Source organism: Paludifilum halophilum (assembly GCF_002245355.1).
Classification (GTDB): Bacteria; Bacillota; Bacilli; order Thermoactinomycetales; family DSM-45169; genus Paludifilum; species Paludifilum halophilum.
This window is the reverse complement of sequence record NZ_NOWF01000006.1, coordinates 48488-72397: the sequence shown is the minus strand read 5'-3', so window position 1 is coordinate 72397 and position 23910 is coordinate 48488. Positions and strand designations below refer to the sequence as shown.

Genomic DNA, 23910 nt, shown 5'->3' with positions numbered 1-23910 from the left:
TATTTTACTCGAAAAACAATCGATAAACTTCATTTTTGCCGAAAAAATCTCATTTTCATTATTTACCGCTTTCAATCGTATTTTTATGCATGATTTCGTATTAAAAAGTGGGGATGAAAAGGGTAGATGATCCATTCAGCGGCCCGTATAAGGGCTTTCTTTAAAAGATTCCGGTAAACTGTAAAGTGAGTACTATGATCCCCAACATCCAAACATAGACGGCGAACCCTTTCAACGATCCTTTTTTCAGCAGGTTAACCATCCAACGGACGGCCAGATATCCGAAAAAAGCGGACATTGCGGTGGCGAGCAGGAGAGAGGAAAGGGGAACCCCTTCACTTTCTCCCGAGAACAGCTCCCCTGTTTGCAGGATGAATCCCCCGGCTATGGCGGGAACGGAAAGGAAAAAGGAAAAATAGGCGGCGGTTCCCTTGTCGATCCGCCGGTACAAAGCGGCGGCGATCGTCAGGCCGGATCGGGAAATCGCCGGCAGAATGGCCGCTCCCTGGAAGGTTCCGATAATGAAGGCGTCAAGATAGGAAATTTGATCCAACTGCTTCGTCCCCTCATCCTTTAAGCTGTCGGAAATCCAAAGGATCAGACCGGTGGCGAGAAATTCCCAACCGATGGTTGCGCCGGTTCGCGAAACTTCCTCGAAAAAATCCTTAAACGTCAATCCGATAATGGCCGTCGGAATGGTACCCGCCGCCAAAAGAAGAGAAAGCCGGCCGAAGGGGCGGCGGAGCACCTGAACCAGCTCCCGACGGTAGATCGCCAACACGGCGAGCAGAGTTCCCAGGTGAAGCATGGTATCCAGAAACATGCCCGCTTCGTCCAGTCCGAACAGATGTCGCCCGAGGTAGAGGTGCCCGGTGCTGCTGATCGGCAAGAATTCGGTCAACCCTTGCGTAACTCCCAGGATCAAGGCTTCCAACCAGTCCATTTGATCCACTCATCCTCCCCGCGATGAGCCTATGTCCGGTCTTGTTCAGCCAAGGAGCCGGCCAATCGCTTCGATCACCCGGACAAAAGGCGTATGTTCGTCATACCGGCCGGCGATTCGCCCTTCCCGGTCGATCAGAACGGATGTGGGGACGGAAGTGATCCCGTAAGCATCGTAGGTGCGTCGTCCTTCATCCTTCAGAACCGGGAACCGGTATCCGTTTTTCCGGATAAAGGCGGGAACCTCGGAGGGATCCGCCTCCCTTCCCGTGACGTTGATGGTGAAAAAGGCGAAGGCATCGGCGTCCAGCGATCGGGCGAAGATCTCTTTTTGGGGTAGATCCTGTTGACAGGAAGGGCACCAGGTCACCCAGAAGGAAAGCAGCACCACTTTTCCCCGGTAGTCGCTGAGGCAGACCTTCGATGCGTCATTCAGAGAGGTTAAGCAGAAATCCGGTGCTTGTTCGGAAGACACGGTCAGGTCCCTCCTTCTCGCGATGCGAATGGTAAAATGATTTTCCATGGTTCGGTGGGAATTTCCTTTGTCATTTTTTTAGATGCGGGTCAAGACCAAGCCGGCAATGAGAAAAAGCAGTGACATTTTCTGGACCCGGGAGAGCTGTTCCTTGAAGAACAGGATCGCCAAAAGAGCAACGACCAGACTGTTGGTGGCGAAGAGAGGGGCGACGATACTGGCCGGTCCCTCAATCAAGGCGATCGCGTACAATTGCATCCCTGTAAAGGAGAAGATTCCTGCAAAGCATCCCCAAATCCAACCGGCGCGAAACCGGGTGGACTCTCGAGATTGTTCGGAAGTTCTGCGCCACTGACGCCAAGCTTCGATGGTAAACCAGATCCATCCGAATAAATAACCGTAAAAAAGGACGGTTTCTCCCGCCATTCCCCATTCGTCGGTCACCTTGAGCCCTCCGTTCCGAAAGGTGAACAGAAGAGTCGCGCCGATAACCAGCCCGTACCACCGTCGGTCCCGGATGGCCAACTCCTCGTCCGGATCGATCGGAATGAACAGGATCGCCAGCAGGAGGAGCGCAACCCCGCCCCATTCCGTCGGTGACAATCTCTCCCCGTAGAAAAGGACCGAAAAAGCGATGATCAGGAGGATGTTGGTGTTGACGAGGGGGGAGGTTAAGCTGGCCGGTCCCTTTTGAAGAGCGGCCATGAACAACCAGTTGCCCGCTGCCGAACCGAGGCCGATCATCAATCCGCCGAACAGGATCGGCCCGTCAAAACGGAATTGACCGGTCAGGGCCAACCACCCGGCGAAGCCTGCGGTTCCGGTCAGATAAAGTCCCCACAGAGTGGTGATCACCGAACCTTTTTTCACGGAGCTGGCTTTCATCAGGAAACCGGACATGCCGAAGATCATAGAACTGAGTAATCCCCATACAAACCACATGTTTGCGTCGTTCCTTTCTTGTCAGGGTGGATGAAGGGTAAGCCCACCCTACCATAACGGACCTTCGGCGTGAACAGGGGAAAGGATGTCCATCTCCTTTTTACCTATACATAGTCGAAAGCAGGATCAAACATGCCCCGGGGAGTTTTCTTCCTCCACATTGTGATAAATCATGAGCGGTGCCGTAACCTATCGGGTAAACGGGAAAAAGGAGGGAGATCCTCGTGGCACGAAAGCGCGATGAAAACCGGATTCCGCCTCATCTGGACCATTTGGAACAGGTGTTTCAGTCGTTGCCGGATTGGACGACGGTGAAAAAAAGACGGGATGATGAAAAAAAACGCCACCCGGATGCAAAAGAGGAGAACCGTTAAGGCTGATCCTTCCTTCCGATGGTCGATAGTTCGGCTCGATCCATCATCTGTATAGGGTTTTCCTCTTCCCGGAAGCGGATTTGGTAAAATGGAGGAGTGAATAAACCTTGGAGGGATTGGATGACACAGTGGGAAGTGTTGAAACGGGAAGCGAAGGAAAAAGTCGCCCATCTCTTGCCGAACCGGACTTTTGATGACTTTGAAGATCCCAACTCCAGGATGTTGATCGCTGTGACCTGTTTACAGCGGGGGGAAAAGGAGTTGGCCTACGATCTGTTTGAAACGGTGGCAGCCGAAGGTCCTTTTGATAACGAGAACCGCCGGTTCGCTTATGTGCGCAGCCTGGTGGAATTGGCGGAGATGGATGCGGAAAAGGAGCAGTTTGAATCGGCGGAACAAAGGATGGGGACGGCTCTGGCTGATTTTCCGGAGGGAATGGACTATATGATGAGCCGTACCCATTTGGATGTTTATCTCACTTATTACCGCTTTCGTCTGGGAAAGCGGAAAGAAGCGGAAAATGAGCTGAAGACGCTGATTCAAAGAGAGGAAGAGCGTTTCAGAGAGCATCACCCCGAAGACGGCCGCAATCTGGTGGGACCGGGACTTTGCTATGCGATTCACCAGCTTTCTTTGTTTCATGCGGAGCAAGGGGACTGGGCCGCGGCCGTGGAGATCTTTCGAAGATTACGTCCCTATGCCGCCGCTGTCGATGATGAAGGATGGAACAAGGCGGACCGATTGGTGCAGGAAGGAAGCCATGAAGAAGCCTATCAGAAGCTGTCGGAATCCGTCTCTTACGGTGCCGGTTGAGCCTGTTTCGGGGCGGTGGGTTTTTCTCCCGGAATCAAAGGGAAATAAAGTTTTTCAGGCGAATGAAAGAAAGGTGATTCCTAATGAAGGCGGTATTGATGGATCAACAAGGAGGAGCGGACCAACTGAGATTGGGGGAAGCTCCCGCTCCCAAGCTGACGGACGATGAACTTCTGATCCGGGTGAAAGCGACGGCATTGAATCGGGCGGATATCGCACAAAGGGAGGGCAAGTATCCTCCGCCGCCGGGAGCCAGTCCCTTGCTGGGATTGGAGATGGCCGGCGTTGTGGAAGAAGTGGGGGCCAACTGTTCCGGTTGGAGCAAAGGAGACCCTGTTTTCGGTCTGTTGCCCGGCGGGGGATATGCCGAATACGCCGTTATCCCCGGGGATATGGCGATGCCGATTCCGGAGGGGCTGTCCTTCGAGGAAGCGGCGGCCATTGCTGAGGTATTTTTGACCGCTTATCAAACGCTGTTTTGGCTGGGTTCGCTGGAGAAGGACCAAAGGGTCCTGATTCACGCCGGAGCCAGCGGTGTCGGCACCGCCGCCATCCAGTTGGCCAAATGGGCGGGAGCCCGGGTATTTGTGACGGCAGGATCGGAGAAAAAGCTGGATGTATGCCGGAAACTGGGCGCCGACCATGGGATTAACTATAAAGAGGAAGCCTTTGACACCGAAGTGAAAAAGGCAACGGAAGGAGAAGGGGTCGATTTGATTCTCGATTTTATCGGCGCCTCGTACTGGGAGAAAAATATGGCTTCCCTCGGGTTGGACGGGACCTTGGTCCTGATCAGCACCTTGAGCGGAACCCGGCTGGATCATTTTAATCTGGCTCCCTTTTTGGCCAAACGGATCCAAGTGATCGGTACCACTCTGCGCTCCCGGAGCCTTTCCTATAAAATCCGACTGTCTCAAGATTTCTCCCGGAATGCCCTTCCCTTATTCGAGGATGGACGCCTTAAGCCGGTTGTCGACCGGGTGTTTCCGATGGAGGAGGTTCAAGAAGCGCACCGATATATGGAAGCCAACAAAAATATCGGGAAGATCATCCTGCGGATCACCCCCTGAAAAGGAACCAACGGGGTTCCGATGAATGATTGGACCGGGGGAGGCGAAAGATACAAGCGAATGATCCATAACAGAGGAGGAGTCTCCCGATGGAAGGTTCAATGATTCAGGAAGCATTGCAGGAATACAAAGAAGGGATCGGCACCTTTGAAAGGCACCTTCCCAAAGTGGCGAGAGCGTATCGGCAGTTTACGGAAACGTGTTTCCAAAAAGGGGAGCTATCCGTGATGCATAAGCACTTGATCGGTGTCGCTCTGGGTGTGATGACCAATGACGAATACTGTATCATCTTTCACACGAAAGGGGCGGTGGACGAGGGGGCCAGTGATCAACAGGTGTTGGAGGCGGCCTCCGTCGCCGGAGCCTTTGGCGGAGGGGTGGCCATGTCCCAGGCCGTCACATTATTGCAGGAAGCGCTGAAGGACTTCAAGACCACTCCCGATAAAGGAAGGAAGTTGAAGCACTGACGGATGAAGAGGATCATTGATTAACCGGTTGGAAGCCTGTTCCTGTGGTGACGGGTTTTCACCGGTTTTTTCGTCGGGCGGAAAGAGGACAGAAGCTTTTCGTTTTTGTCAGCCGGAAAAGGGGTACCATGGTGGTGGAACGATCCTAACGCTGGAGGAGGAAGTTCATGGAGACGAAAGAAGTGTTACGCTCCCGTCGCTCGGTGAAGGTTTACGATCCGAACCGGAAGGTGACGGACGAACAATTGACGGAGCTGTTCGAGTTGACGACCTTGGCACCATCCGCCTGGAACTTTCAGCATTATAAATTCATTGTGGTAAGGGATCCGGATCAGAAGAAAAAACTGCGGAAAGCGGCAATGGGTCAGGAGAAGGTGGAACAAGCCTCCGCTACGATCGTCGTTTGCGGCGATCTGGCCGCCTACCGCCGTGCCCGTCGAGTGGCGGAAGAGTTTGCAGACAAGGGATTTTACGGTCCCGACGGGGACTCCAAAGTGGAGGAGCAAGCGCGGATGATGCGTGACACCTATGTCAATGATCCGCAAAAAGCGAGGGATGAAGCCCTGAGAAGTTCCTCCCTGGCCGCCATGAGTTTGATGGTAGCGGCGAAGGACATGGGCTTGGCCACCTGTCCGATGATCGGTTTTTCTCCGGAGGCGGTTCGGGAAGCGGTCGATCTCCCGGAGGAATTATTTCCGGCAATGTTGATTTCCCTGGGGTATGAGGGAGATTTCAATCTGGACCGATGTGCCCGGCTGCCATTGTCGGAAGTGGTGGATATCGACCGGTATGGGGAAAGTTTTCAGCCGCAATCTTAACCCTGCTCCCCGCTGATGAACCGTGAGGGGCGATGAAGCCGACAGAGAACAGCTCAACCGCGCAGATGGAATTTGATTCCTGAAAGGGACCATGATACCATAGGGGCAATTCAGAAAGGAGATGTCCACTGATTCATACCCAAAAGGTATCCCCATCCATCGAACGCGCGATGATCGCTGTTCACCATGTCACTTATGCCGAATATGAAGACAGCATCGACAAACGGATGGAAGTGGAAATGACACGGGAAGCCAATTACAGGAAAGCGAGACGAACGGTGGCCGAGGCTACTTGATCTCTCCACGTGAAGAAAAGAGCCGGCGGGTTTTCTGTCGGCTCTTTTCTTTCTAAGGGCTGTCGGTGGTATCATATGGTATAATGAATGGGAACGGTTTCTTTTCCGTTCCAGCGATACATAAACGGAGATAAAGGGTGAGGGCATGGTTCAAAAGTATAGCATGACCTGGGATCTGGACGTGTTCTTTCCGGGAGGCAGTCGGTCTGAAGCGTTTCAGCGGTACTTGGAACGGTTGGAACAGGATGTACAGCATTTCACCGAAAAAGTGAGGACATTGGAACCGGAAACGACGGAAGATTTGGATGTTTGGGACAATCTGCTCCATACGGTCCAGGACCTTTCCCGTCGACTTGGAGAGGCGGGAGCTTTTGTCAGCTGTGTGGCATCGGAAAATGTAAAGGACGAACAGGCGAAGCTGTTGCGGGGCCGACTGTCCCAGGCAGGAGCGGCTTTCGATTCGGCGATGACCGCTCTGGATCGGCTGTTGGTGGATCTGTCCGGGGAGACTTGGCGGGAGCTTCTTCACGACCGGCGGTTTCAGCCGATCGCCTTCCCGCTGAAAGAACGGCGTCAGCGGGCGAAGGAAAAGATGCCGGCGGAGCGGGAGAGTCTGGCCGGGGACCTTTCAGTGGACGGCTACCATGCTTGGGGGGAACTGTACAATACGATTGTGGGACGGATGAGTATCCCCGTCCGGGAGGAAGGGGAGACGAAACAGTTATCTGTGGGCCAGGCGGCCAACAAAATGTCCAGCGGCAACCGGGAATTGCGCCGGGAGGTGTTTCATCAGCTGAATCAGGCCTGGGAAAAGGAAGAGGATCTGCTCACCTCCGCGTTGAACCACTTGTCGGGATACCGGCTCAACCTGTACCGCCACCGCGGCTGGGATTCCGTATTAAAGGAGCCGCTGGACATCAACCGGATGTCGGAGGCAACCTTGAATACCATGTGGGATGTGATCGACGCCAATAAGGAAAACATCCTTCGCTTTTTCCGGCGGAAGGCTTCCCTGCTTGGCTTGGAACGCCTGAGTTGGTATGATGTGTATGCCCCCCTGTCCCGGGAGGAAAGGCCGGTCACCTATGATGAGGCGGCAACGTTCATCATCGATCAATTCGGTCAATTCGATCCCCGCATGGAGAAGTTCGCCCGAAAGGCTTTTGCTGACCGCTGGATCGAAGCGGAGGATCGTGCGGACAAACGTCCCGGGGGCTTCTGTACAAATTTTGCCGACAGCGGTCAATCACGGATCTTTATGACTTTTGCCGGAACTTCCTCCAATGTGAGTACTTTGGCCCATGAACTGGGGCATGCTTATCATCAGTATGTGATGGATGATCTTCCGCAGATGGCCCAGCATTATGCGATGAATGTGGCGGAAACGGCTTCCACCTTTGCCGAGTCGATTGTCGCGGATGCTTCCATCCGCTCCGCCGCCTCGGATCAGGAACGAATCGCCCTCTTGGAGAATAAAATTCAGCGGTCCGTAGCCTTCTTTATGGATATCCACGCCCGATTCCTCTTTGAAACGCGTTTCTATGAACGGCGCAAGCAGGGACCGGTCAGCGCGGATCGAGTAAAAGAGCTGGTCCTGAAAGCGGAACAAGACGCTTTTCACGGGGCGCTGGAGGAATACCACCCCTATTTTTGGGCGGCCAAACTCCATTTTTACATTACGGGTGTTCCTTTCTATAATTTCCCGTATACCTTCGGGTTTCTGTTCAGTACGGGACTTTACGGGAAGGCCCTGGAGGAAGGCCCCTCTTTTGCCGACAAATATGTGAACGTGTTGCGGGACACAGGCCGAATGACAGTGGAAGACCTGGCGGCCAAGCACATGGGGGTCGATTTGACCCGACCCGACTTCTGGCAAGGGGCCGCCGATCTGGTTAACCGGGATATTGAGCGGTTTCTGGAGTTGACGGAAAAGTGATCATGCCGCAACGGGCTCTCCCTGATTTAGGGGGAGCTTTTTTCAAGTGATCCCCCATTCCAAGACACCGGCATGCGGAAGATCATGAACGCCGGTCAGGGATTGGATCACCGTTCCGTGACAAACAACGATAACGGGTTGCCGACGGCGATAGCGCTCCAACACGGAGCGGGATCGGCGGGTGACGCTCTCCAGGGTTTCCCAGGGCCGGGTCTCCCCCTTCGGGTGTTCCCCCCGACACCGGTAAAAATCTTCCCGAAGCGCCAGGAGTTTCTCATAAGAATCATAAGACAGGGTGAGATCCGGGATCCACTCGTGCAGGTCGTATTCCACCTGAATCGGGAGATCCTGTCTGCGGCTGATGATAGCGGCCGTCTGCAAAGCCCGGGTATAGGGGGAGGAAAGGATCAGTTCCGCCTGCCGGAACCGGGGGTCTTTGGCGGTGGATTCCGCTTCCGCGATCCCGGTTTCCGACAGGGGAACCAAGTCCCTTTGCACTCCGATCATTTTCCGTTCTTCTGTCAGTTCCCAATAGGGATCGCCGTGCCTGACCAGGAAAAAACGTGCGGATACCGTAGACATGTTGTCCATCCAGTCCTTTTTGGTGAGAATATCCATTGATATAGACATCATATGGGAAAATACACGGGATGTAAAATGGAAGAAATTGATCGAGTGAATGGAAGTATTGAAAAAAGGGGGCCCGGCAACCGGGCCCCCTTTTTTGGCCGGATTTGTTTGGTCAGACCGGATACGAATGGACCGGTTGAAACCGATAAGCGTATATCCTTCCGCCCTTCGACCATATTAATAAATAATCCATGGCTGAAACGGGAGATAGAAACGTGTATCGGAAGAGAAAACGCATCCAATCGCGGTACGGAAAAAAAGAATCCCATTCGTCTAAGCAAAAAGAAGTGGAATCCGCTTCATCTCTTGCCGAGAACGTGGACTACATCAAGGAGTCGCTTTTTCAGAGTGCCGACCTCAAAAAGCGATCCGTCCACTTTGATGGTCGGGAAGGGATGCTTCTGTACATCGAATCTTTGACGGATGATAAACGGCTTTGGAAGGAAGTGTTGCAACCGATTACCCGACACCGGGAGGGGGAGTTGGAAGAGATTCTTCCCGCTGTGGATATCAAGCCGGAAAGGGATTTGACAAAGGGTGTGGATGCCCTTGTTGACGGGAACTCTCTGCTGTTTCTGGAGGAGAGTCGGGAGTTCTTTATTCTGGGGACAGGAGCTGCCTACAAGCGGGATATTAAAGAACCGGAAAACGAAAGTGTCGTTCGCGGGGCCCACGACGGGTTCGTGGAGCAATTGACCATCAATCTGTACAGCATCCGGAAGCGGATTAACAGTCCCAGACTGAAGGTTCGTTTCTTCGAGATCGGAAGGATCGCCAAAACCAAGGTTGCTATGGTGTATATGGAGGACTTGGCCAATCCGGATCTGATCAAGGCCGTGGAAGAACGGGTTAACACGATTACGGCCGATACCCTGACTTCCGCCGGATTTCTTCAGGAGTTTACCGAAGATGCCCCTCTTTCCCCGTTCCCCCAGCATTTGAACACAGAGCGGCCGGATCGGACGGTGGCCCATGTGATGGAGGGTAGGGTGGCGTTGTTGTTGGAAGGGGACCCGACAGCCCTGATCGCACCGGTTACCCTGTTCGCTTTTTACCAGACGCCGGATGATTACCACAGCCGCTGGATTGTCGGCTCCTTCGTTCGCGCCATTCGATTGATGAGTTTTTTGATCGCTTTTCAATTGCCGGCCTTTTATATCGCCACAATCGCCTTCCATGCCGCGATCCTGCCGATCGATCTGATTTTCTCGATTAAAGGCTCCCTGGAACAGGTTCCTTTTCCCCCCTTGATCGAGGCGTTGTTGATGGAGCTGATCTTTGAGCTGCTCCGGGAAGCGGGGATTCGCCTCCCGAGTCGGGTCGGCCAGACGATCGGCATTGTCGGTGGTTTGGTGATCGGTGATGCCATCGTCAAGGCGGGACTGGTTTCCTATACGATGATTATCGTGGTTGCCATGACCGCGATTGCTTCCTTTCTCGTTCCTTCCAACGAGATGAGTGCATCGATCCGCATTCTGCGCTTTCCCATGATGATCGCCGCCGCTACCTTCGGTTATATCGGGATCAGCTTCGTTTTGATGATCATCTTTATCCACCTGATCAAGATCCACTCCTTCGGTACTCCTTATCTGGCACCCGTGGCGCCCCTGCGCATCCGGGACATGAAGGATACATTTCTGCGCTTTCCGATTTGGATACTGAGGAATCGTCCTCACGACCCGCACCCCAAGCGGATGGAACAGGAATCGATTTCAAGGGAATGGAATCGCCGTGATCCGTAGGGAAGAGGGATTGTAGCTGTTTGGACAACCTTGGGAATTAGGTTGCTTCAGACCGGTGATATTAAGGGGTGATTTAAGCAGAATGGGAAGATGGCGGATCGATGAATGCGATCCATACCTGCAGTCAGGAGACAGGAATCTATTATAAGGGAATGGAAGTGCCGTGGTCAGTGAACAGAGCCGAATTACCCAGGGACAACTCGCTTTTTTCATCCTGCAGACACAGCTCGGGACCGGTGTCCTCTCCATCGCTTACGATGTCCAATCCGTGGGCCAAAGGCGGCGGATGGATTTCCGTACTCATTTCGGGATTGGCAGTACAAATCACCATCCTCTTGTTATGGATGCTGTTGCGCCGTTTCCCCTCGTCGACGATCTATGATATCGGTTCCCTGATCACGGGCCGTTTTCTGGGGAAAGTACTGGCTTTGGCATATGTCGGTTACTTTTTGATGGTGGGAGGAACCGTTTTGGTCCGGGCGGCCGGGATCATCAACAAGTGGATCCTGCCGCAAACCCCCCGCTGGGCTCTGGTTTCGCTGGTGGCGGCGGCCGCCATCTACCTGGGCCGGGGAAACCTGAGGACGGTCGCCCGTTATTATGTACTGATCTCTTTCCTGATCCCTTTTTTTGGTCTGTTGATCCTCTATGGTTACAGCGATGTTGATTTCAGCTACATCTTCCCGATCGGGGAAGCCGGGTGGGCCAACATTGCGAAAGGGGCTACAGAGACCGTGACGGCGATGTACGGCTTTGAGTTGCTATTATTCGTCTATCCTTTCGTGGAAGGAAAAAGCGGCGGCAAATTGAAAGCCGTTTCCTTGGCTGTCTGGTTCGTCACACTCTTTTACACTTTTGTGACCTTGACCGGACTCATCTTTTTCAGTCCGGAGGGGATTCAGTATATCCCCGAACCTGTTTTATACATGTTGATGACGTTTCAAGTGGGAGTGGTGGATCGGGCGGATCAGATCTTTTTGTCCATCTGGTTTCCCAATGTAACGGCTTCCATTATCAGTTACATCTATGCCGGAGCCAATGGGTTGGGGTATCTCTTTCATCGCGGAAACCACAAAAAAGCGATCTTCTATGCCGCCCTGATCTGTTTGGTTATCTCTCTCATCCCGCAAACCCCGGCACATGTGGATCGTTTGAGCAAGATAGTGGATCAACTGACTTTTGTCTTTATCGGAGGACTGCCGGTATTGCTGTTGCTGTTGGCCGTCTTGTTAAGGAAGAAAGGGGGGAAAGCGTGTTGAGAAAATGGGTCTGCTGGTTGATGATCGCTTCGGTCTTCCTGCTTCCGGGATGTTGGGATCAGGATTTATTGAAGGATGCACGCTTGGTGTATGCCAAAGGTTATGACCGTTCCCCCGATGGGAAGGTGATACAAACCCTGGTAATCCGGAGGGTCACTCCGGGGGAAGAGCCGAAACCCCTCAACACGGTACATTCTGCCGTCGGAAGCACCGTCCGGGATGCTTCCGAGTCCAACTTGCTCAAAATAGACAATCTCCGTTTTTATAAATTCCAGGTTGAATTATTAGGGGAATCTTTGGCGAAAAAAGATCTTTTTTCTTATATGGATGTCATCTATCGTGACCCGGAAGCACCATTAACAGCCAAGTTCGCCGTGGTGGACGGCAAGGCGTCAGACATTCTTCAGCAAAAAAAAGTAAGTGAGAAGCTGATCGGTGAATACCTGGTTAAACTGATCGAGAGCGGGGAGGAGCAGAGCACCTTCCCTCAGGAGACGGTTCAATCGATCCGCCCGAAGATGTTGGACCCGGGAAGGGATTTTGTCCTGCCTGACATCAAACAAAAGGGGAAGGAGGTCGTCATCAAGGGGGCGGCGATGTTCCACGGTCACCGCATGACCGGAACCCTCGACCCTGATCAGTCGATCCTATTCACCCTGTTATCCGGAGAACCCGGAAAGTCGGCTCGGTTCTCGAAGAAAGTCAATCCCGGCAAAGTGACCAATCCGTCCAACTATATTACGGTTTCCGCCGACGGGAGAAAAGTGAAACGAAAGATGAAGGTGAATGTTCGGCGCAACGGAGAGGTGGAGGTCGATCTTGAGGTGAACTTGCCGGTGACGGTGATGGAATATGCGCAGGACCGCCTGGATGAGGAAAAACAGGTGAAGCGGCTTAACAAAACTTTGTCCAAGATTCTGACCGAGGAGGCGGACGAGGTGATTGGAAAAATGAAGAAGGCCCGCTGCGATGGGTTGGGCGTTGGGAGACAGTTGATCGCCTACCATCCCGAGGTGTGGAAGGAGAAAAAATGGTCCCGGGATTATCCCAAGGTACGATTCCACCCCAAAGTGAAGGTGGAAATCGTGGGCAGCGGGATTCTCAACTAAAGGGGGCGGATCTTACATGAATGATTCGGGGAACTCCTTCGCACGGGAAAGACGATCAATCATTTGAGGAAGGAGTCCCGATCGATCAGGTGGGACTTTCACCGTCGGTTTTTTCCTCTTCGGACTCTTTACGGCGTTCAAACCATCCGTTTCCGAGGGAGCGGTAGAGAGTCCGGTTTTTCTTATGAAGGGGGCAGAAATCGCACCGTCCCCCCGGCCGCTGTCGGTAGCATTCGATACAGCGAATCGGTTTCATGATTTATTGAGCGAGTCGGTCGCAGTAGGCTTTGGCGTAGGGGGCCAAATCCGGAGGACGGCGGCTGGAGATGAGGTTTCCGTCTACGACGACGGCTTCATCCACCCAGGTTGCCCCGGCGTTGGTCATGTCGTCTTTGATCCCGGGTGTGGAGGTGACTCTTCTTCCCTTTAGGATATCGGCGGAGATCAATACCCAGCCGGCGTGGCAGATCTGGCCGATCGGTTTGCCGGCCCGGTCCGCCTGACGAAGGAGGTCCAATACCTCCGGATAACGGCGGATTTTGTCCGGAGCCCATCCTCCGGGTACGAGCACTCCGTCGTATTCGTCGGCGCTCAGATCGGCGAAGGATTTGTCCGTTTTGGCGGGCACCCCGTATTTTCCTCGGTATTCCTTGTCAGCTTCCGGTCCCGCCAGGTGAACCTCCGCTCCTTCCTCTCGCAAGCGGATCACCGGGTACCACAATTCCAGGTCTTCAAATTCCGCTTCTACAAAACAGACGATCTTTTTTCCCTTCAGACGCATGGATTCGGTCCCTCCTCCTCACCATGATTGAAATATTCGGGTGAAAAGCTTTGCAAGGGAATATCAAGGGCGGACTCCCATTTTGATCATCATCGATACAGAATGCGCAGAAACCTTGAATCCCACTATGACATGATATAAAATGAAATGAGAATCAGGTGAGAATCAGTATAAAATATGGTTTTCACCCGCTTGCAAGCCTTATCGTATCACAACCCGTGCCACCTGCAAACCGGGCCTCCCGGACCCGGTTTGTTGATCATAAATGGTGAATTGAAACTTGGAGGTTTGAGAAAATATGTCGACAGCACCGAAACTGACGATAAAAGATCTGCACGTAGCCATTGAGGATACAGAAATTCTCAAAGGGGTCGACCTGGAGGTAAAGGGTGGCGAGATCCACGCCATCATGGGGCCCAACGGGACCGGTAAAAGTACGCTGGCTCAAGCCTTGATGGGGCACCCCCGGTTTGAGGTGACAAAAGGGGATGTCACCCTGGACGAAGAGGACGTCCTGGAGATGGAAGTGGATGAGCGGGCGCGCAAAGGTTTGTTTCTCGCTATGCAATATCCCAGCGAAATCGATGGTGTGACCAACTCGGACTTTTTGCGCAGCGCGGTCAATGCCAGCCGCGAAGAAGGCGACGAAATCTCCATCATGAAATTCATGAAAAAAATGGATAAAACGATGGCCCAGCTCAATATGGACGAATCCTTCGCCAACCGCTATCTCAACCAAGGATTTTCCGGCGGTGAGAAAAAGCGGAACGAGATCCTGCAGATGATGATGCTGGATCCCCGTATCGCCATTCTGGACGAAATCGATTCCGGGCTGGACATCGACGCTCTGAAAGTGGTGGCCGACGGGGTGAACTCCATGCGCAAACCGGATACCGGCTTCCTGATCATCACCCACTATCAGCGCCTTTTGAACTATATCAAGCCTGATCGGGTTCATGTCGTGATGAAGGGTCGGATCGTCAAATCCGGAGGTCCGGAACTGGCGGAGCGTTTGGAAGCGGAAGGTTACGACTGGGTAAAGGAAGAGCTGGGAATCGAAGACGAAACTATCGAGCAAAAGGCTTAACAGACGGGAGGGTTCATTATGAGCGTAGATACAGAACAGCTTTTCGATCGCCAAATCGTGACCCAGCTCTCCCAGTCTCAGCAAGAACCCGAATGGATGCTTGAACGACGCTTAAGCGCCCTGGACTCCGCCTCCCGCCTCTCCTTGCCCAAGCTGGAAAAGACGCGGATCGATCATTGGAACTTTACCCGTTTTCAGCCTTTCACCGAGGAGAAGGAGATCGCCTCCCCGGCGGAACTGCCGGAGGAAGTGCGCCGAATGGTCTCCTTTGAGGCGGAGGACAGTGTTGTGATACAGAAAAACTCGAGTCCCGTGTTTGCCCGATTGCCTGAGTCGCCGAAGAACAAAGGCGTTATCTTTACCGATTTGGTGACAGCGACCCGGGAGCACGAGGATCTCGTTCGAAAATATTGGATGACGGAGGGGTACCAAGCTGACGAGCACAAGCTGGCCGCCCTTCATGCCGCTCTCTGCAGCGGAGGCGTCTTTTTGTACGTTCCCCGCAACACGGAAGTGGACCTGCCCTTCCAGAGCCTGTTCTGGGCCAGTGGAAAAGGGGTTGGCACCTTCCCCCACCTGTTGGTGGTGGCAGAGACGGGAAGCCGTGTCAATGTCGTTGCCAACTATGTTTCCGATAACGACAGCGACGCTGTCATCAACGGAGCCGTTGAGGCCTTCGTCGGAGACAACGCCCGTGTACGCATCGCCACCCTGCACACCCAGGGAACCGATACGGTGGAGGTGGCTTACCGCCGTACCGTCGTGGGTCGGGATGCCCATCTGGAATGGGTGGTCGGCGATCTGAACTTCGGTCGTACAATTTCCGACAATACCACCTACATGAAAGGGACGGGCGGCAACGCCGAGATCAAATCGATTACGGTCGGGGGCGGTGAACAGCGTTCCAACATCACCGCGACGGTTCATCACCAAGGTACGTATACGGAAAGCGATATCGTTTCCCGGGGTGTGATGAAGGATCAGGCCCAGACGATTCTGAACGGGATCACCAAGATCGATAAGGGTGCCAGCAAGGCCAACGGCGTTCAGGCGGAAAAAGTATTGATGCTGAGCCGGGAAGCGCGGGGAGATGCAAACCCGATTCTGCTGATCGACGAAAATGATGTGCAAGCGGGACACGCCGCTAGTGTCGGGCGGGTGGATCCGATCCAGATGTTCTACCTGATGTCCCGGGGGCTGACCCGCCGCGAGGCGGAACGCCTGATCATTTTCGGTTTCGTGGGTCCGGTATTGGACACCATTCCCTTCGATTCTCTGCGTGACCGGATCACCGGCGTCATCGAAAGGAAACTGAAATAACATGAATCGTTATGCCAAGGATTTTCCGATTCTGGGTCAGCAGGTCAATGGGAATCCGTTAGTATATCTTGACAGCTCGGCAACTTCCCAAAAGCCGTTTCAAGTGATCGAAGCGGTGGAAACTTATTATAAACAATACAATTCCAATGTTCACCGAGGGGTTCATACGCTGGGAAGCCGGGCGACGGACGCTTACGAAGGCGCCCGGGAAAAAGTTCGTCGCTTGATCAACGCCGAAAGCACTCAGGAGATCGTCTATACCCGGGGGACGACGACCGCCCTCAATATCGTCGCCTCCAGCTATGCTTGCCCCCGTCTGGGGGAGGGGGATGAAATTTTGATTTCCCCCTCCGAACACCACAGTAATCTGATCCCGTGGCAACAGGTCGCCAAAAAGACCGGCGCCGCGTTAAAATATTTCACCCTGGAGCCGGACGGCACCCTGGACTTGGAAAAAGCGAAGCAGGCGATTAATGAAAGAACCCGTTTGGTTGCCATCGCCCAGGTATCCAACGTGCTGGGTACCATCTTTCCGGTCAAGGAACTGGCGAAGGCAGTCCACGACCGGGGAGGGGTGATCGTGGTGGACGGTGCTCAGAGCGTTCCCCACATGAAGGTGGATGTCCGGGAGCTGGACTGCGATTTCCTCGCCTTTTCCGGCCATAAAATGGCGGGTCCCACCGGAATCGGTGTTCTGTACGGAAAGAAAGAGCTGTTGGAAGCGATGGAACCGGTGGAATTCGGCGGTGAAATGATCGATCATGTGGATCTTTACGAATCCACTTGGAAGGAGCTTCCCTGGAAATTCGAAGGGGGAACGCCGCTGATCGCTGGAGCTGTTGGTCTGGGTGCCGCTGTCGATTACCTGGAACAGGTCGGGATGGATACGGTGGCGGAGCATGACCGGAAACTGGCCGCCTACGCTGTCAAACGGATGGAAGAGGTGGAAGGCCTCAACATTTACGGTCCCCGGGAAGACCGGATGGGGATCGTTACCTTCAACATCGAAGGGGTCCATCCCCACGATGTGGCTACTGTCCTTGACGCCGAGGGGATCGCTGTAAGAGCCGGACACCACTGTTGCCAGCCCCTGATGCGTTGGATGGAAGTGGCGGCCACCGCTCGGGCGAGCTTCTATCTTTACAACGATGAAGCGGATATCGATCGGTTGGTCCAAGGGCTACAAAAGACGAAGGAGTATTTTGGCAATGTCCTTAGATGATCTTTACCGTCGTGTCATAATGGACCATTACCAGCAGCCGAGAAACCGCGGAAAGATGGAGGACGGCGCCGTGACGGTGGACTTAAACAATCCCACCTGCGGTGACCGGATCTCGGTGCAGATGCGGATCAAAGATGATACAATCGAAGAAGCGAAGTTTCTGGGGGAAGGCTGTTCCATCAGCCTGGCCTCCGCTTCCATGATGACGGAGGCGGTCAAGGGGCTGTCCGTTGATCAGGCTTTACACCTGGTTGACCTCTTTTCCAGGATGATGCAGGGCGAAGAGGTGGACACCGACGAGTTTCCCCTGGAAGATATTGAGGCGCTTCAGGGCGTCGCCAATTTTCCGGCGCGGATCAAATGTGCCACGCTGGCCTGGAAGGCATTGGAGAAAGGTGCCGGAGAATCCGGCGAACGTTTGGATTCACCCTGATAAGGAGGGATTGAAGTGGCGAAACAAATGCCGGAAATCGAGGATTACAAGTATGGCTTTCATGATAAAGACGTTTCCGTGTACCGTTCCAAACGCGGTCTGACCCGTGAAGTGGTGGAAGAGATTTCCCGGATGAAGGAAGAACCGCAGTGGATGCTGGATTACCGGCTCAAGGCATTGGAGCAGTTTTACAAGATGCCGATGCCCAGTGCGAAGAATTCCAAGTGGTTCTCTATTCTTCCCGGTAAACTGGACGATCTGAACTTTGATGATATCACCTATTACGTCAAACCGTCGGAGCGTCAAGGAAGAAGCTGGGATGAAGTTCCGGATGAGATCAAACAAACTTTCGACCGTCTCGGGATTCCGGAGGCGGAGCAGAAGTTTCTGGCCGGTGTCTCCGCTCAGTATGAGTCGGAAGTCGTTTACCACAACATGCAGAAGGAACTGGAAGATCAGGGAGTCATCTTCTGCGATACCGACACCGCCGTCCGGGAATACCCGGAACTGGTAAAGGAATACTTCGGTACCGTCGTACCGCCGTCGGATAATAAGTTTGCGGCTCTGAACAGTGCGGTATGGAGCGGTGGCAGCTTTATCTATGTCCCCAAAGGGGTTAAGTGCGAAGTGCCGTTGCAGGCCTACTTCCGCATCAACTCCCAAAACATGGGGCAGTTTGAGCGGACTCTGATCATCGCCGATGAAGAGAGCTTCGTCCACTACGTGGAAGGTTGCACGGCACCGATCTACAGCACCGACTCCCTGCACAGCGCCGTCGTGGAAATCATCGTCAAGGATCACGCCCGGACTCGTTACACCACGATTCAGAACTGGGCACCCAATGTGTACAATCTGGTGACCAAGCGGGCCACGGCGGAAAAAGGCGCCCACATGGAATGGGTGGACGGTAACATCGGATCCAAACTGACCATGAAATACCCGGCGGTGATTATGAAAGGGGAAGGCGCCAAAGCCGACGTTCTGTCCATCGCCGTGGCGGGTAAAGGGCAACACCAGGATGCCGGTGCCAAGGTAACGGCCCTGGCTCCCAATTGCACCTCGACCATTGTGTCCAAGTCGATCAGTAAACACGGCGGGAAAGTAACCTACCGCGGACTGTCCAGCTTTGGTAAAAAGGCTCACGGTTCCAAAGCGAAGGTCGAGTGCGACACCCTGATCCTGGATGACAAGTCCACCTCCGATACCATTCCGTATAACGAAATCAAGACCGACGATGTCACCTTGGAACACGAAGCCACCGTCTCCAAGGTTTCGGAGGAACAGCTCTTCTACTTGATGAGCCGCGGCTTGTCCGAAGAGGAAGCCACCCAGATGATCGTGATGGGCTTTATCGAGCCCTTCACCAAGGAGTTGCCGATGGAATATGCGGTGGAAATGAACCGCCTGATCAAGTTCGAAATGGAAGGTTCCATCGGATAACACCGAAAAAGACTCCAAAAACCCAGCCCGAGTTGCGGGCTGGGTTTTATTTTGCGCGGAATTTCGCCGGCCGGGCTGAACCATCTTTCGGTGAACGAGCTTTTTACCCGTTCGGCGCGACCAGAACGCTGTAGGCCAACAGATACTGAGAGCTGAAATAGGTGATCATCACTGCCGGATCCCCCCACCATCCGTCTTTGACAAAGCGGTTCCAGGCCAGCACCGCATCGGAGACGAAAAAGAGAAGGGCACCGGCGGTGATCCAGGGGCTTTGTGTCAACAAACCCAGCCAGACCATCAGAGTAATGACCAGGACATAGGCGATCACCGCGATTTGCAGGGAAACACCGCCTTGCCGATGCACTCCGGGCAGAAGTTGGCCCGTGTACAGGACGGCAATGGCGATCAGAGGGAGGGCCGTTGCCAGTGTCAATTTCCATTCCCAATGGGCAGACAACAGAAAGGCACTCGCATAGCACAGGTGAGCCAGCAGGAAAGAGAGAAGTCCCTGTATGAATCGGTCGGAAGGTAGAACCAGAAAGATGTCCCCGGCTAGGGAAAAGAGCAGACCGATCAGGATCAGCCAACCGTAGGTTCCGGCATCCGGTGATCCATAGCCTGCCAGAACGATGATGAACAGCATGGTCGCCGGTTTGAAAGCATAACGCCATGAATGCTTCCGGGTGAAAATGGCGTACAAATCACAGAGACCGACCGACAACACCGCAAGGGAAAGAAAGGATGGAATCATAACGTCCGTCCTCCTTGATCTCTCGGAATGGCCGGGGCTCCAGGGCCTGTATTCTACCCTCCGTCGATTTCCGGGTATCCGGGGTCAGCGGATTCCTCGCATCTGGATATCACAGTGCTTCAGCGTCCCGTCCGGCGGTCATCGGTGGTCTTTCCCGACGGCGATGATTGCCGGTTCATGATGGATTTCAGATCCTGAACCTCTTCGCGAAGGGCGCGGATTTCCTCCTGCAGGGCCGCTTCTTTGCGGAGCTCTTCCAATTCCTCTTCTTCTGCGGCCACTTTTTCCACCTTATTGACAATGACTCCGATGAGGAGGTTCAAGATGATAAAGGTGCCGACGAGGACGAAGGCGACGAAATAGATCCAGGCCCAGGGTTTTTCTTCCTGAATCGGCCACATAATCTCGCTGGCCCAGGAATCCAGGGTGACAATCTGAAACAAGGAAAGCATGGATCGGTGGAGAGAACCGAAATATTGCGGGGCGGCATCCCGGAACAGGATGGTTCCCGTAACCGCAAAAATATAAAAAATGATGCTCAGCAAAATCATAATGTTCCCCAGAGTGGGAATCGTCATCATGAGGGTTTTCACCAAGCGACGTAGGGCAGGCAGGATGGAAATCGCCCTCAGGACCCGCAATACTCGCAAAATCCGCAGAACGACGACAAACTGCACGTCGATGAAAATGTGGCCGCTGGCGACGATAAAAAAGTCGAAAGCGTTCCAGGGATCATGGAAAAAACGGTGCCAGGGGCGGGCGGCGATCATTTTCAGAACAACTTCCAGCGTGAAGATCCACAAAATGATTTTGTCCGCCACATGGAAAAAATCCTGATGGGATTGATAGATGGTGGGATAGGTTTCCAGGCCGAGCAGAATTGCATGGATCAGGATGAGGCCCAGGATGGTTCCCGTAAACCAGGGCTGTTGGACAAACCGGTTGATCCGTTCACTAAAAGAAGTCGGGTACGATCGGGTTGCGCGTTGAGGTTCCAAGTTCCGGTGCGCCCTCCTTCATAAAATTAAGCAATCCTTCTTTATTGTAATGGATCATCCATCCCTGTGAACCCCGGATCTAGCGAAGGTTTCACGACAACTCCCCTTCCTATATTCTAATTACGGGATGATCACACTTCATAGACGCTTTCTCGGCAGTCAACCGTGCCGTGGACGGGAAGATCCCGACGGCTGTTACCGACGATGATCTGGTATCCTATGAACCGCCGCCGACGGTGAAGGTAGAAGGCGATGAATACAGCGGAACCGCATGGGCTAATTCCTATCAGACGGATATCGGGTACGGTGTTCACGAGATTGAAGTGAAGGAAGGAGCACTCAAAATGTATGCCGATGTTTCCTGGGCGTCGGAGCTGGAGAAGGTGTACATCCGTCTGTATCCGCCCGGTGCCGATGTGGAAAAGGACGAGCCTGCGGTCTCCTCTGCCGGCTTACTGGAGCAGACCAACCGACGTTTTGTGGAATTCAACTTTAAAAGCGGAAGATACCCAAGGGCATAAGGTATTCGACGAAGCTTATGTGGAGAGAAAATAACGACAAAAGCATCCTCCGGCATAGCCGGGGATGCTTTTTTATCGCTTCGCCTTCCATGTGAGATAGCGGGATATCAGATCGATGGCGGCGGGGATGGCGTCTTCCTTGGGTTGGATCTGCGGGTGATGAAGGCCGAAGGGAGTGTCGACGCCCAACCAAAACATGAATCCGGGGATGTCGCGCAGGAAATACCCGAAGTCTTCCCCGGCCATCGCTTCCCGGCATTCCACCACTTGCATGTCGGTATTGCGACGAGCCCAATCCATGAATTCCCGGGTGAGGGCCGGTTCGTTTTCCACTTGGCAATAGCGGGATCCCCAGTCAATGTGTGCTTCGCAGGCAAACCCGGTTTCAATCCCGGAGACGAGGGCGCGGATTCGGTTTTGGATCGCTTCCATCGCTTCCAGGGACAAAGTGCGGATGGTTCCTTCCAGGCGTGCCTGACCGGGGATGATGTTTTGCCGGGTGCCGATGGTTACTTTGCCCAGGGTGAGGATGGCCGAGTCCAGCGGATCGACATTGCGGGAGATGATCGTCTGCAGTTGCATCGCCAATTGGGAAGCGGCGATCACCATGTCGTTGCTCCGGTGGGGCAGGGAAGCGTGCCCGCTCTGTCCGACCAAATCGATGTACAGTTCCGATGTATTGGCAAAAAGAATTCCGGGACGGGTGGCGATGGTTCCCACCGGGTAGTCCGGTCCGATATGGAGACCGAACAGCAGGTCGGGTTTCCAGGATTGGAACTCCTCGCTTTCCAGCATGGGCTGAGCTCCGCCCGGCCCTTCTTCCGCCGGTTGGAAGATAAAGACCAAATCATCGTCCACCGGGTTTTCGACAAAGTGGGACAGGAGCCCCAAGGCGATGGCCATGTGCATGTCGTGGCCGCAGGCGTGCATATAGCCGGGGTGCTGGGAGCGGAAATCGTATCCCGTCTCCTCTTCCATCGGCAGTCCGTCCATATCGGTGCGCCACCCGATCCTACGGACAGGGTTGTCGCCGCGAATCTTTACCAGCACCCCGGTGCGCCACGTTCGGATTTCCATCCGATCCCGGGGCAGGCGGGATAAGGAGTCAAGGATGAAACGCTGGGTTTTGAACTCGGCAAAGCCCGGTTCCGGTATTTGGTGCAACCGGCGGCGCACTTCAATCATCGGGTGTAAGTCCGGCATGGTTTCCCTCCTTTTTTCGGAGTTCTTAAGCTTTTCCTTTCCATTTGGCAAAATGGGCATCCAGCTTGGCCACAAAGCGGTCTGTCTCCTCAGGAGTCAACGTCAGGGGTGGCAGCAGGCGGATCACGGTCTGTTGGGTGATATCCACCAGGACCCCTTCCGCCAGAAGCTCCCGCTGTAACGCTTCGATCTCTTCGGCTCTTCGGTGGGTGGACAGGCCGATCATCATTCCTCGTCCGCGGATTTCACCCACCGTCTCCGGGTATTTCTCCCGTAGGGATCGAAGCCGCTCCCACAGGTGGGCGGCGTGGTTGCGCCCTTGTTCCATCTGCCCCCGGTCCAGAAGTTCCTCCAGCACAGCACAGCCCAGAGCGGCGCTCAGCGGGGAAGGAGCGAAGGTGGTTCCGTGATCTCCGGGGCGGAACAGATCCGATAACGTTTCTCCGGCGATGATCCCTCCCAATGGGAGTCCCCCGCCGATTCCTTTGGCGAAGAGGATCAGGTCGGGTTGGATTCCGGCATGTTGGTAGGCGAAAAGCTGACCGGTGCGTCCGACGCCGGATTGAATCTCATCCATGCAACACAGCATTCCTTGCTCCCGGCAAAGATTTTCGATTTCCCGCAGATAAGACTCTTCCAGCGGGCGGATTCCTCCGGAACCCAGGATCGGTTCCGCCAGAACGGCGGCGGGTCGTTCCCGCTTACAAACGGCTTTCAGTTGCTCGATATCGTTGGGTTCCACTTCCCAGACCGGGATTTCCGGCTGGGGATAATCCTGTTGGACCCCTGGTTGCCGGGTCAGCCGTACCGCACCCAGGGTGCGGCCGTGGAAACTCTTTTTCATCACGACAAAGCCGGATTTTCCGCCGCTCTGTTTCAGGGACCATTTGTGGATCAGCTTGAGTGCCGCTTCTGTCGCTTCCGCCCCGGAGTTGCAGAAAAAGACCCTCCCCAGAATGCTGTTTTCCACCAGGCGGCGGGCCAATCGGATCGCCGGCGGGTTGAGGAATTTGTTGGAGATGTGAAGAAATTTCTCCCCCTGTTCGTGCAGGGCCTGCACCACTGCCGGATGGGAATGGCCCAGGATGTTGACAGCCAGCCCGGTGAACAGATCCAGATAGGTGTTTCCTTCGGTGTCGTAAAGATAGTTTCCCCGGGCCTCGGTGATAGCGATGGGCAGGCGGTTATAAGTCGACATCAGGTATTGTTCATCGCAGGATTGCCAGTTGTTCACGGTAAGGGTCCCTCCTTTTGCTTGACTCCGGATAGAAAAGGAGGGCC

25 protein-coding genes are annotated in these 23910 nt (G+C 54.1%); 16 read left to right on the top strand and 9 right to left on the bottom strand.

Going from position 1 to position 23910, the window contains the following annotated elements; translation table 11 throughout:
* Positions 1-160 precede the first annotated feature (160 nt).
* From CHM34_RS10695 to CHM34_RS10685, 3 genes are all read right to left on the bottom strand, one after another.
* On the bottom strand, positions 161-943 hold the full coding sequence (locus tag CHM34_RS10695) for an undecaprenyl-diphosphate phosphatase (RefSeq protein WP_094264605.1): 783 nt from the start codon (positions 941-943) through the stop codon (positions 161-163).
* Positions 944-988: 45 nt separating this feature from the next.
* Positions 989-1417: a TlpA disulfide reductase family protein gene (locus CHM34_RS10690; RefSeq protein ID WP_169713696.1), complete on the bottom strand. Its 429-nt coding sequence runs from the start codon at positions 1415-1417 to the stop codon at positions 989-991.
* Between the two features lie 78 nt (positions 1418-1495).
* On the bottom strand, positions 1496-2359 hold the full coding sequence (locus CHM34_RS10685; protein WP_094264603.1) for a DMT family transporter: 864 nt from the start codon (positions 2357-2359) through the stop codon (positions 1496-1498).
* 224 nt (positions 2360-2583) lie between these two features.
* On the opposite strand from CHM34_RS10685, the gene CHM34_RS19330 reads away from it, so the two are divergent.
* The 7 genes from CHM34_RS19330 (at position 2584) to CHM34_RS10660 (ending at position 8133) form a co-directional block, all read left to right on the top strand.
* A complete protein-coding gene (locus CHM34_RS19330) occupies positions 2584-2733 on the top strand; it encodes a hypothetical protein (RefSeq protein ID WP_169713695.1) in 150 nt (49 codons plus the stop codon).
* Between the two features lie 120 nt (positions 2734-2853).
* Positions 2854-3546 carry a hypothetical protein gene (locus CHM34_RS10680; protein WP_094264602.1) on the top strand — a complete coding sequence of 231 codons (693 nt, stop codon included), beginning with the start codon at positions 2854-2856 and terminating at the stop codon, positions 3544-3546.
* Positions 3547-3629: 83 nt separating this feature from the next.
* Complete coding sequence (locus CHM34_RS10675) at positions 3630-4616, top strand: NAD(P)H-quinone oxidoreductase (protein WP_094264601.1); 987 nt, start codon at positions 3630-3632, stop codon at positions 4614-4616.
* Positions 4617-4705: 89 nt separating this feature from the next.
* Positions 4706-5083: a carboxymuconolactone decarboxylase family protein gene (locus tag CHM34_RS10670; RefSeq protein WP_094264600.1), complete on the top strand. Its 378-nt coding sequence runs from the start codon at positions 4706-4708 to the stop codon at positions 5081-5083.
* Positions 5084-5250: 167 nt separating this feature from the next.
* Positions 5251-5901: a nitroreductase family protein gene (locus CHM34_RS10665; protein WP_094264599.1), complete on the top strand. Its 651-nt coding sequence runs from the start codon at positions 5251-5253 to the stop codon at positions 5899-5901.
* A gap of 170 nt (positions 5902-6071) precedes the next feature.
* Positions 6072-6197: a YuzK family famiily protein gene (locus CHM34_RS19980; protein ID WP_276207696.1), complete on the top strand. Its 126-nt coding sequence runs from the start codon at positions 6072-6074 to the stop codon at positions 6195-6197.
* Between the two features lie 145 nt (positions 6198-6342).
* Entirely contained in the window at positions 6343-8133 is a 1791-nt protein-coding gene (locus CHM34_RS10660) for a M3 family oligoendopeptidase (protein WP_094264598.1), read from the top strand.
* A gap of 42 nt (positions 8134-8175) precedes the next feature.
* Here the strand turns inward: CHM34_RS10660 and CHM34_RS10655 are convergent, their stop codons facing one another.
* Positions 8176-8715: a histidine phosphatase family protein gene (locus CHM34_RS10655; protein WP_169713694.1), complete on the bottom strand. Its 540-nt coding sequence runs from the start codon at positions 8713-8715 to the stop codon at positions 8176-8178.
* A 239-nt stretch (positions 8716-8954) separates the two neighbouring features.
* Here CHM34_RS10655 and CHM34_RS10650 point away from each other — a divergent pair, with 239 nt between their 5' ends.
* The 3 genes from CHM34_RS10650 (at position 8955) to CHM34_RS10640 (ending at position 12873) form a co-directional block, all read left to right on the top strand.
* A complete protein-coding gene (locus CHM34_RS10650; RefSeq protein ID WP_094264596.1) occupies positions 8955-10505 on the top strand; it encodes a spore germination protein in 1551 nt (516 codons plus the stop codon).
* 101 nt (positions 10506-10606) lie between these two features.
* Positions 10607-11764 (top strand): GerAB/ArcD/ProY family transporter, encoded by a 1158-nt coding sequence (locus tag CHM34_RS10645; RefSeq protein ID WP_094264595.1) that lies wholly within the window; start codon positions 10607-10609, stop codon positions 11762-11764.
* Entirely contained in the window at positions 11758-12873 is a 1116-nt protein-coding gene (locus tag CHM34_RS10640) for a Ger(x)C family spore germination protein (protein ID WP_141201687.1), read from the top strand. Before CHM34_RS10645 ends, CHM34_RS10640 begins: the two co-directional genes overlap by 7 nt.
* Before the next feature lie 259 nt (positions 12874-13132).
* Here the strand turns inward: CHM34_RS10640 and CHM34_RS10635 are convergent, their stop codons facing one another.
* Positions 13133-13654, bottom strand: a complete 522-nt coding sequence (locus CHM34_RS10635) for a type 1 glutamine amidotransferase domain-containing protein (RefSeq protein WP_094264593.1) — start codon at positions 13652-13654, stop codon at positions 13133-13135.
* A gap of 298 nt (positions 13655-13952) precedes the next feature.
* On the opposite strand from CHM34_RS10635, the gene sufC reads away from it, so the two are divergent.
* From sufC to sufB, 5 genes are read left to right on the top strand one after another with little or no spacing between them, the layout of a single operon-like run.
* The gene (gene sufC / locus CHM34_RS10630; RefSeq protein ID WP_094264592.1) at positions 13953-14741 is read left to right on the top strand and encodes a Fe-S cluster assembly ATPase SufC; all 789 of its coding nucleotides are present in this window, start codon (positions 13953-13955) and stop codon (positions 14739-14741) included.
* A gap of 18 nt (positions 14742-14759) precedes the next feature.
* Positions 14760-16061 (top strand): Fe-S cluster assembly protein SufD, encoded by a 1302-nt coding sequence (sufD, locus tag CHM34_RS10625; protein ID WP_094264591.1) that lies wholly within the window; start codon positions 14760-14762, stop codon positions 16059-16061.
* Between the two features lies 1 nt (position 16062).
* The gene (locus CHM34_RS10620; RefSeq protein WP_094264590.1) at positions 16063-17283 is read left to right on the top strand and encodes a cysteine desulfurase; all 1221 of its coding nucleotides are present in this window, start codon (positions 16063-16065) and stop codon (positions 17281-17283) included.
* Complete coding sequence (gene sufU, locus CHM34_RS10615; RefSeq protein WP_094264589.1) at positions 17270-17716, top strand: Fe-S cluster assembly sulfur transfer protein SufU; 447 nt, start codon at positions 17270-17272, stop codon at positions 17714-17716. Before CHM34_RS10620 ends, sufU begins: the two co-directional genes overlap by 14 nt.
* Before the next feature lie 27 nt (positions 17717-17743).
* Complete coding sequence (gene sufB / locus CHM34_RS10610) at positions 17744-19156, top strand: Fe-S cluster assembly protein SufB (protein WP_206093795.1); 1413 nt, start codon at positions 17744-17746, stop codon at positions 19154-19156.
* 103 nt (positions 19157-19259) lie between these two features.
* Here the strand turns inward: sufB and CHM34_RS10605 are convergent, their stop codons facing one another.
* Both CHM34_RS10605 and CHM34_RS10600 read right to left on the bottom strand, forming a co-directional pair.
* On the bottom strand, positions 19260-19907 hold the full coding sequence (locus tag CHM34_RS10605) for a lysoplasmalogenase (protein WP_094264587.1): 648 nt from the start codon (positions 19905-19907) through the stop codon (positions 19260-19262).
* A 119-nt stretch (positions 19908-20026) separates the two neighbouring features.
* On the bottom strand, positions 20027-20905 hold the full coding sequence (locus CHM34_RS10600; RefSeq protein WP_094264586.1) for an ion transporter: 879 nt from the start codon (positions 20903-20905) through the stop codon (positions 20027-20029).
* A gap of 170 nt (positions 20906-21075) precedes the next feature.
* On the opposite strand from CHM34_RS10600, the gene CHM34_RS10595 reads away from it, so the two are divergent.
* Entirely contained in the window at positions 21076-21426 is a 351-nt protein-coding gene (locus CHM34_RS10595; RefSeq protein ID WP_094264585.1) for a hypothetical protein, read from the top strand.
* Between the two features lie 72 nt (positions 21427-21498).
* On the opposite strand, the gene CHM34_RS10590 is transcribed toward CHM34_RS10595, so the two are convergent.
* Positions 21499-22629 (bottom strand): N-acetyldiaminopimelate deacetylase, encoded by a 1131-nt coding sequence (locus CHM34_RS10590; protein ID WP_240511977.1) that lies wholly within the window; start codon positions 22627-22629, stop codon positions 21499-21501.
* 25 nt (positions 22630-22654) lie between these two features.
* Positions 22655-23863 carry an aspartate aminotransferase family protein gene (locus tag CHM34_RS10585; RefSeq protein ID WP_439116323.1) on the bottom strand — a complete coding sequence of 403 codons (1209 nt, stop codon included), beginning with the start codon at positions 23861-23863 and terminating at the stop codon, positions 22655-22657.
* Positions 23864-23910 lie beyond the last annotated feature (47 nt).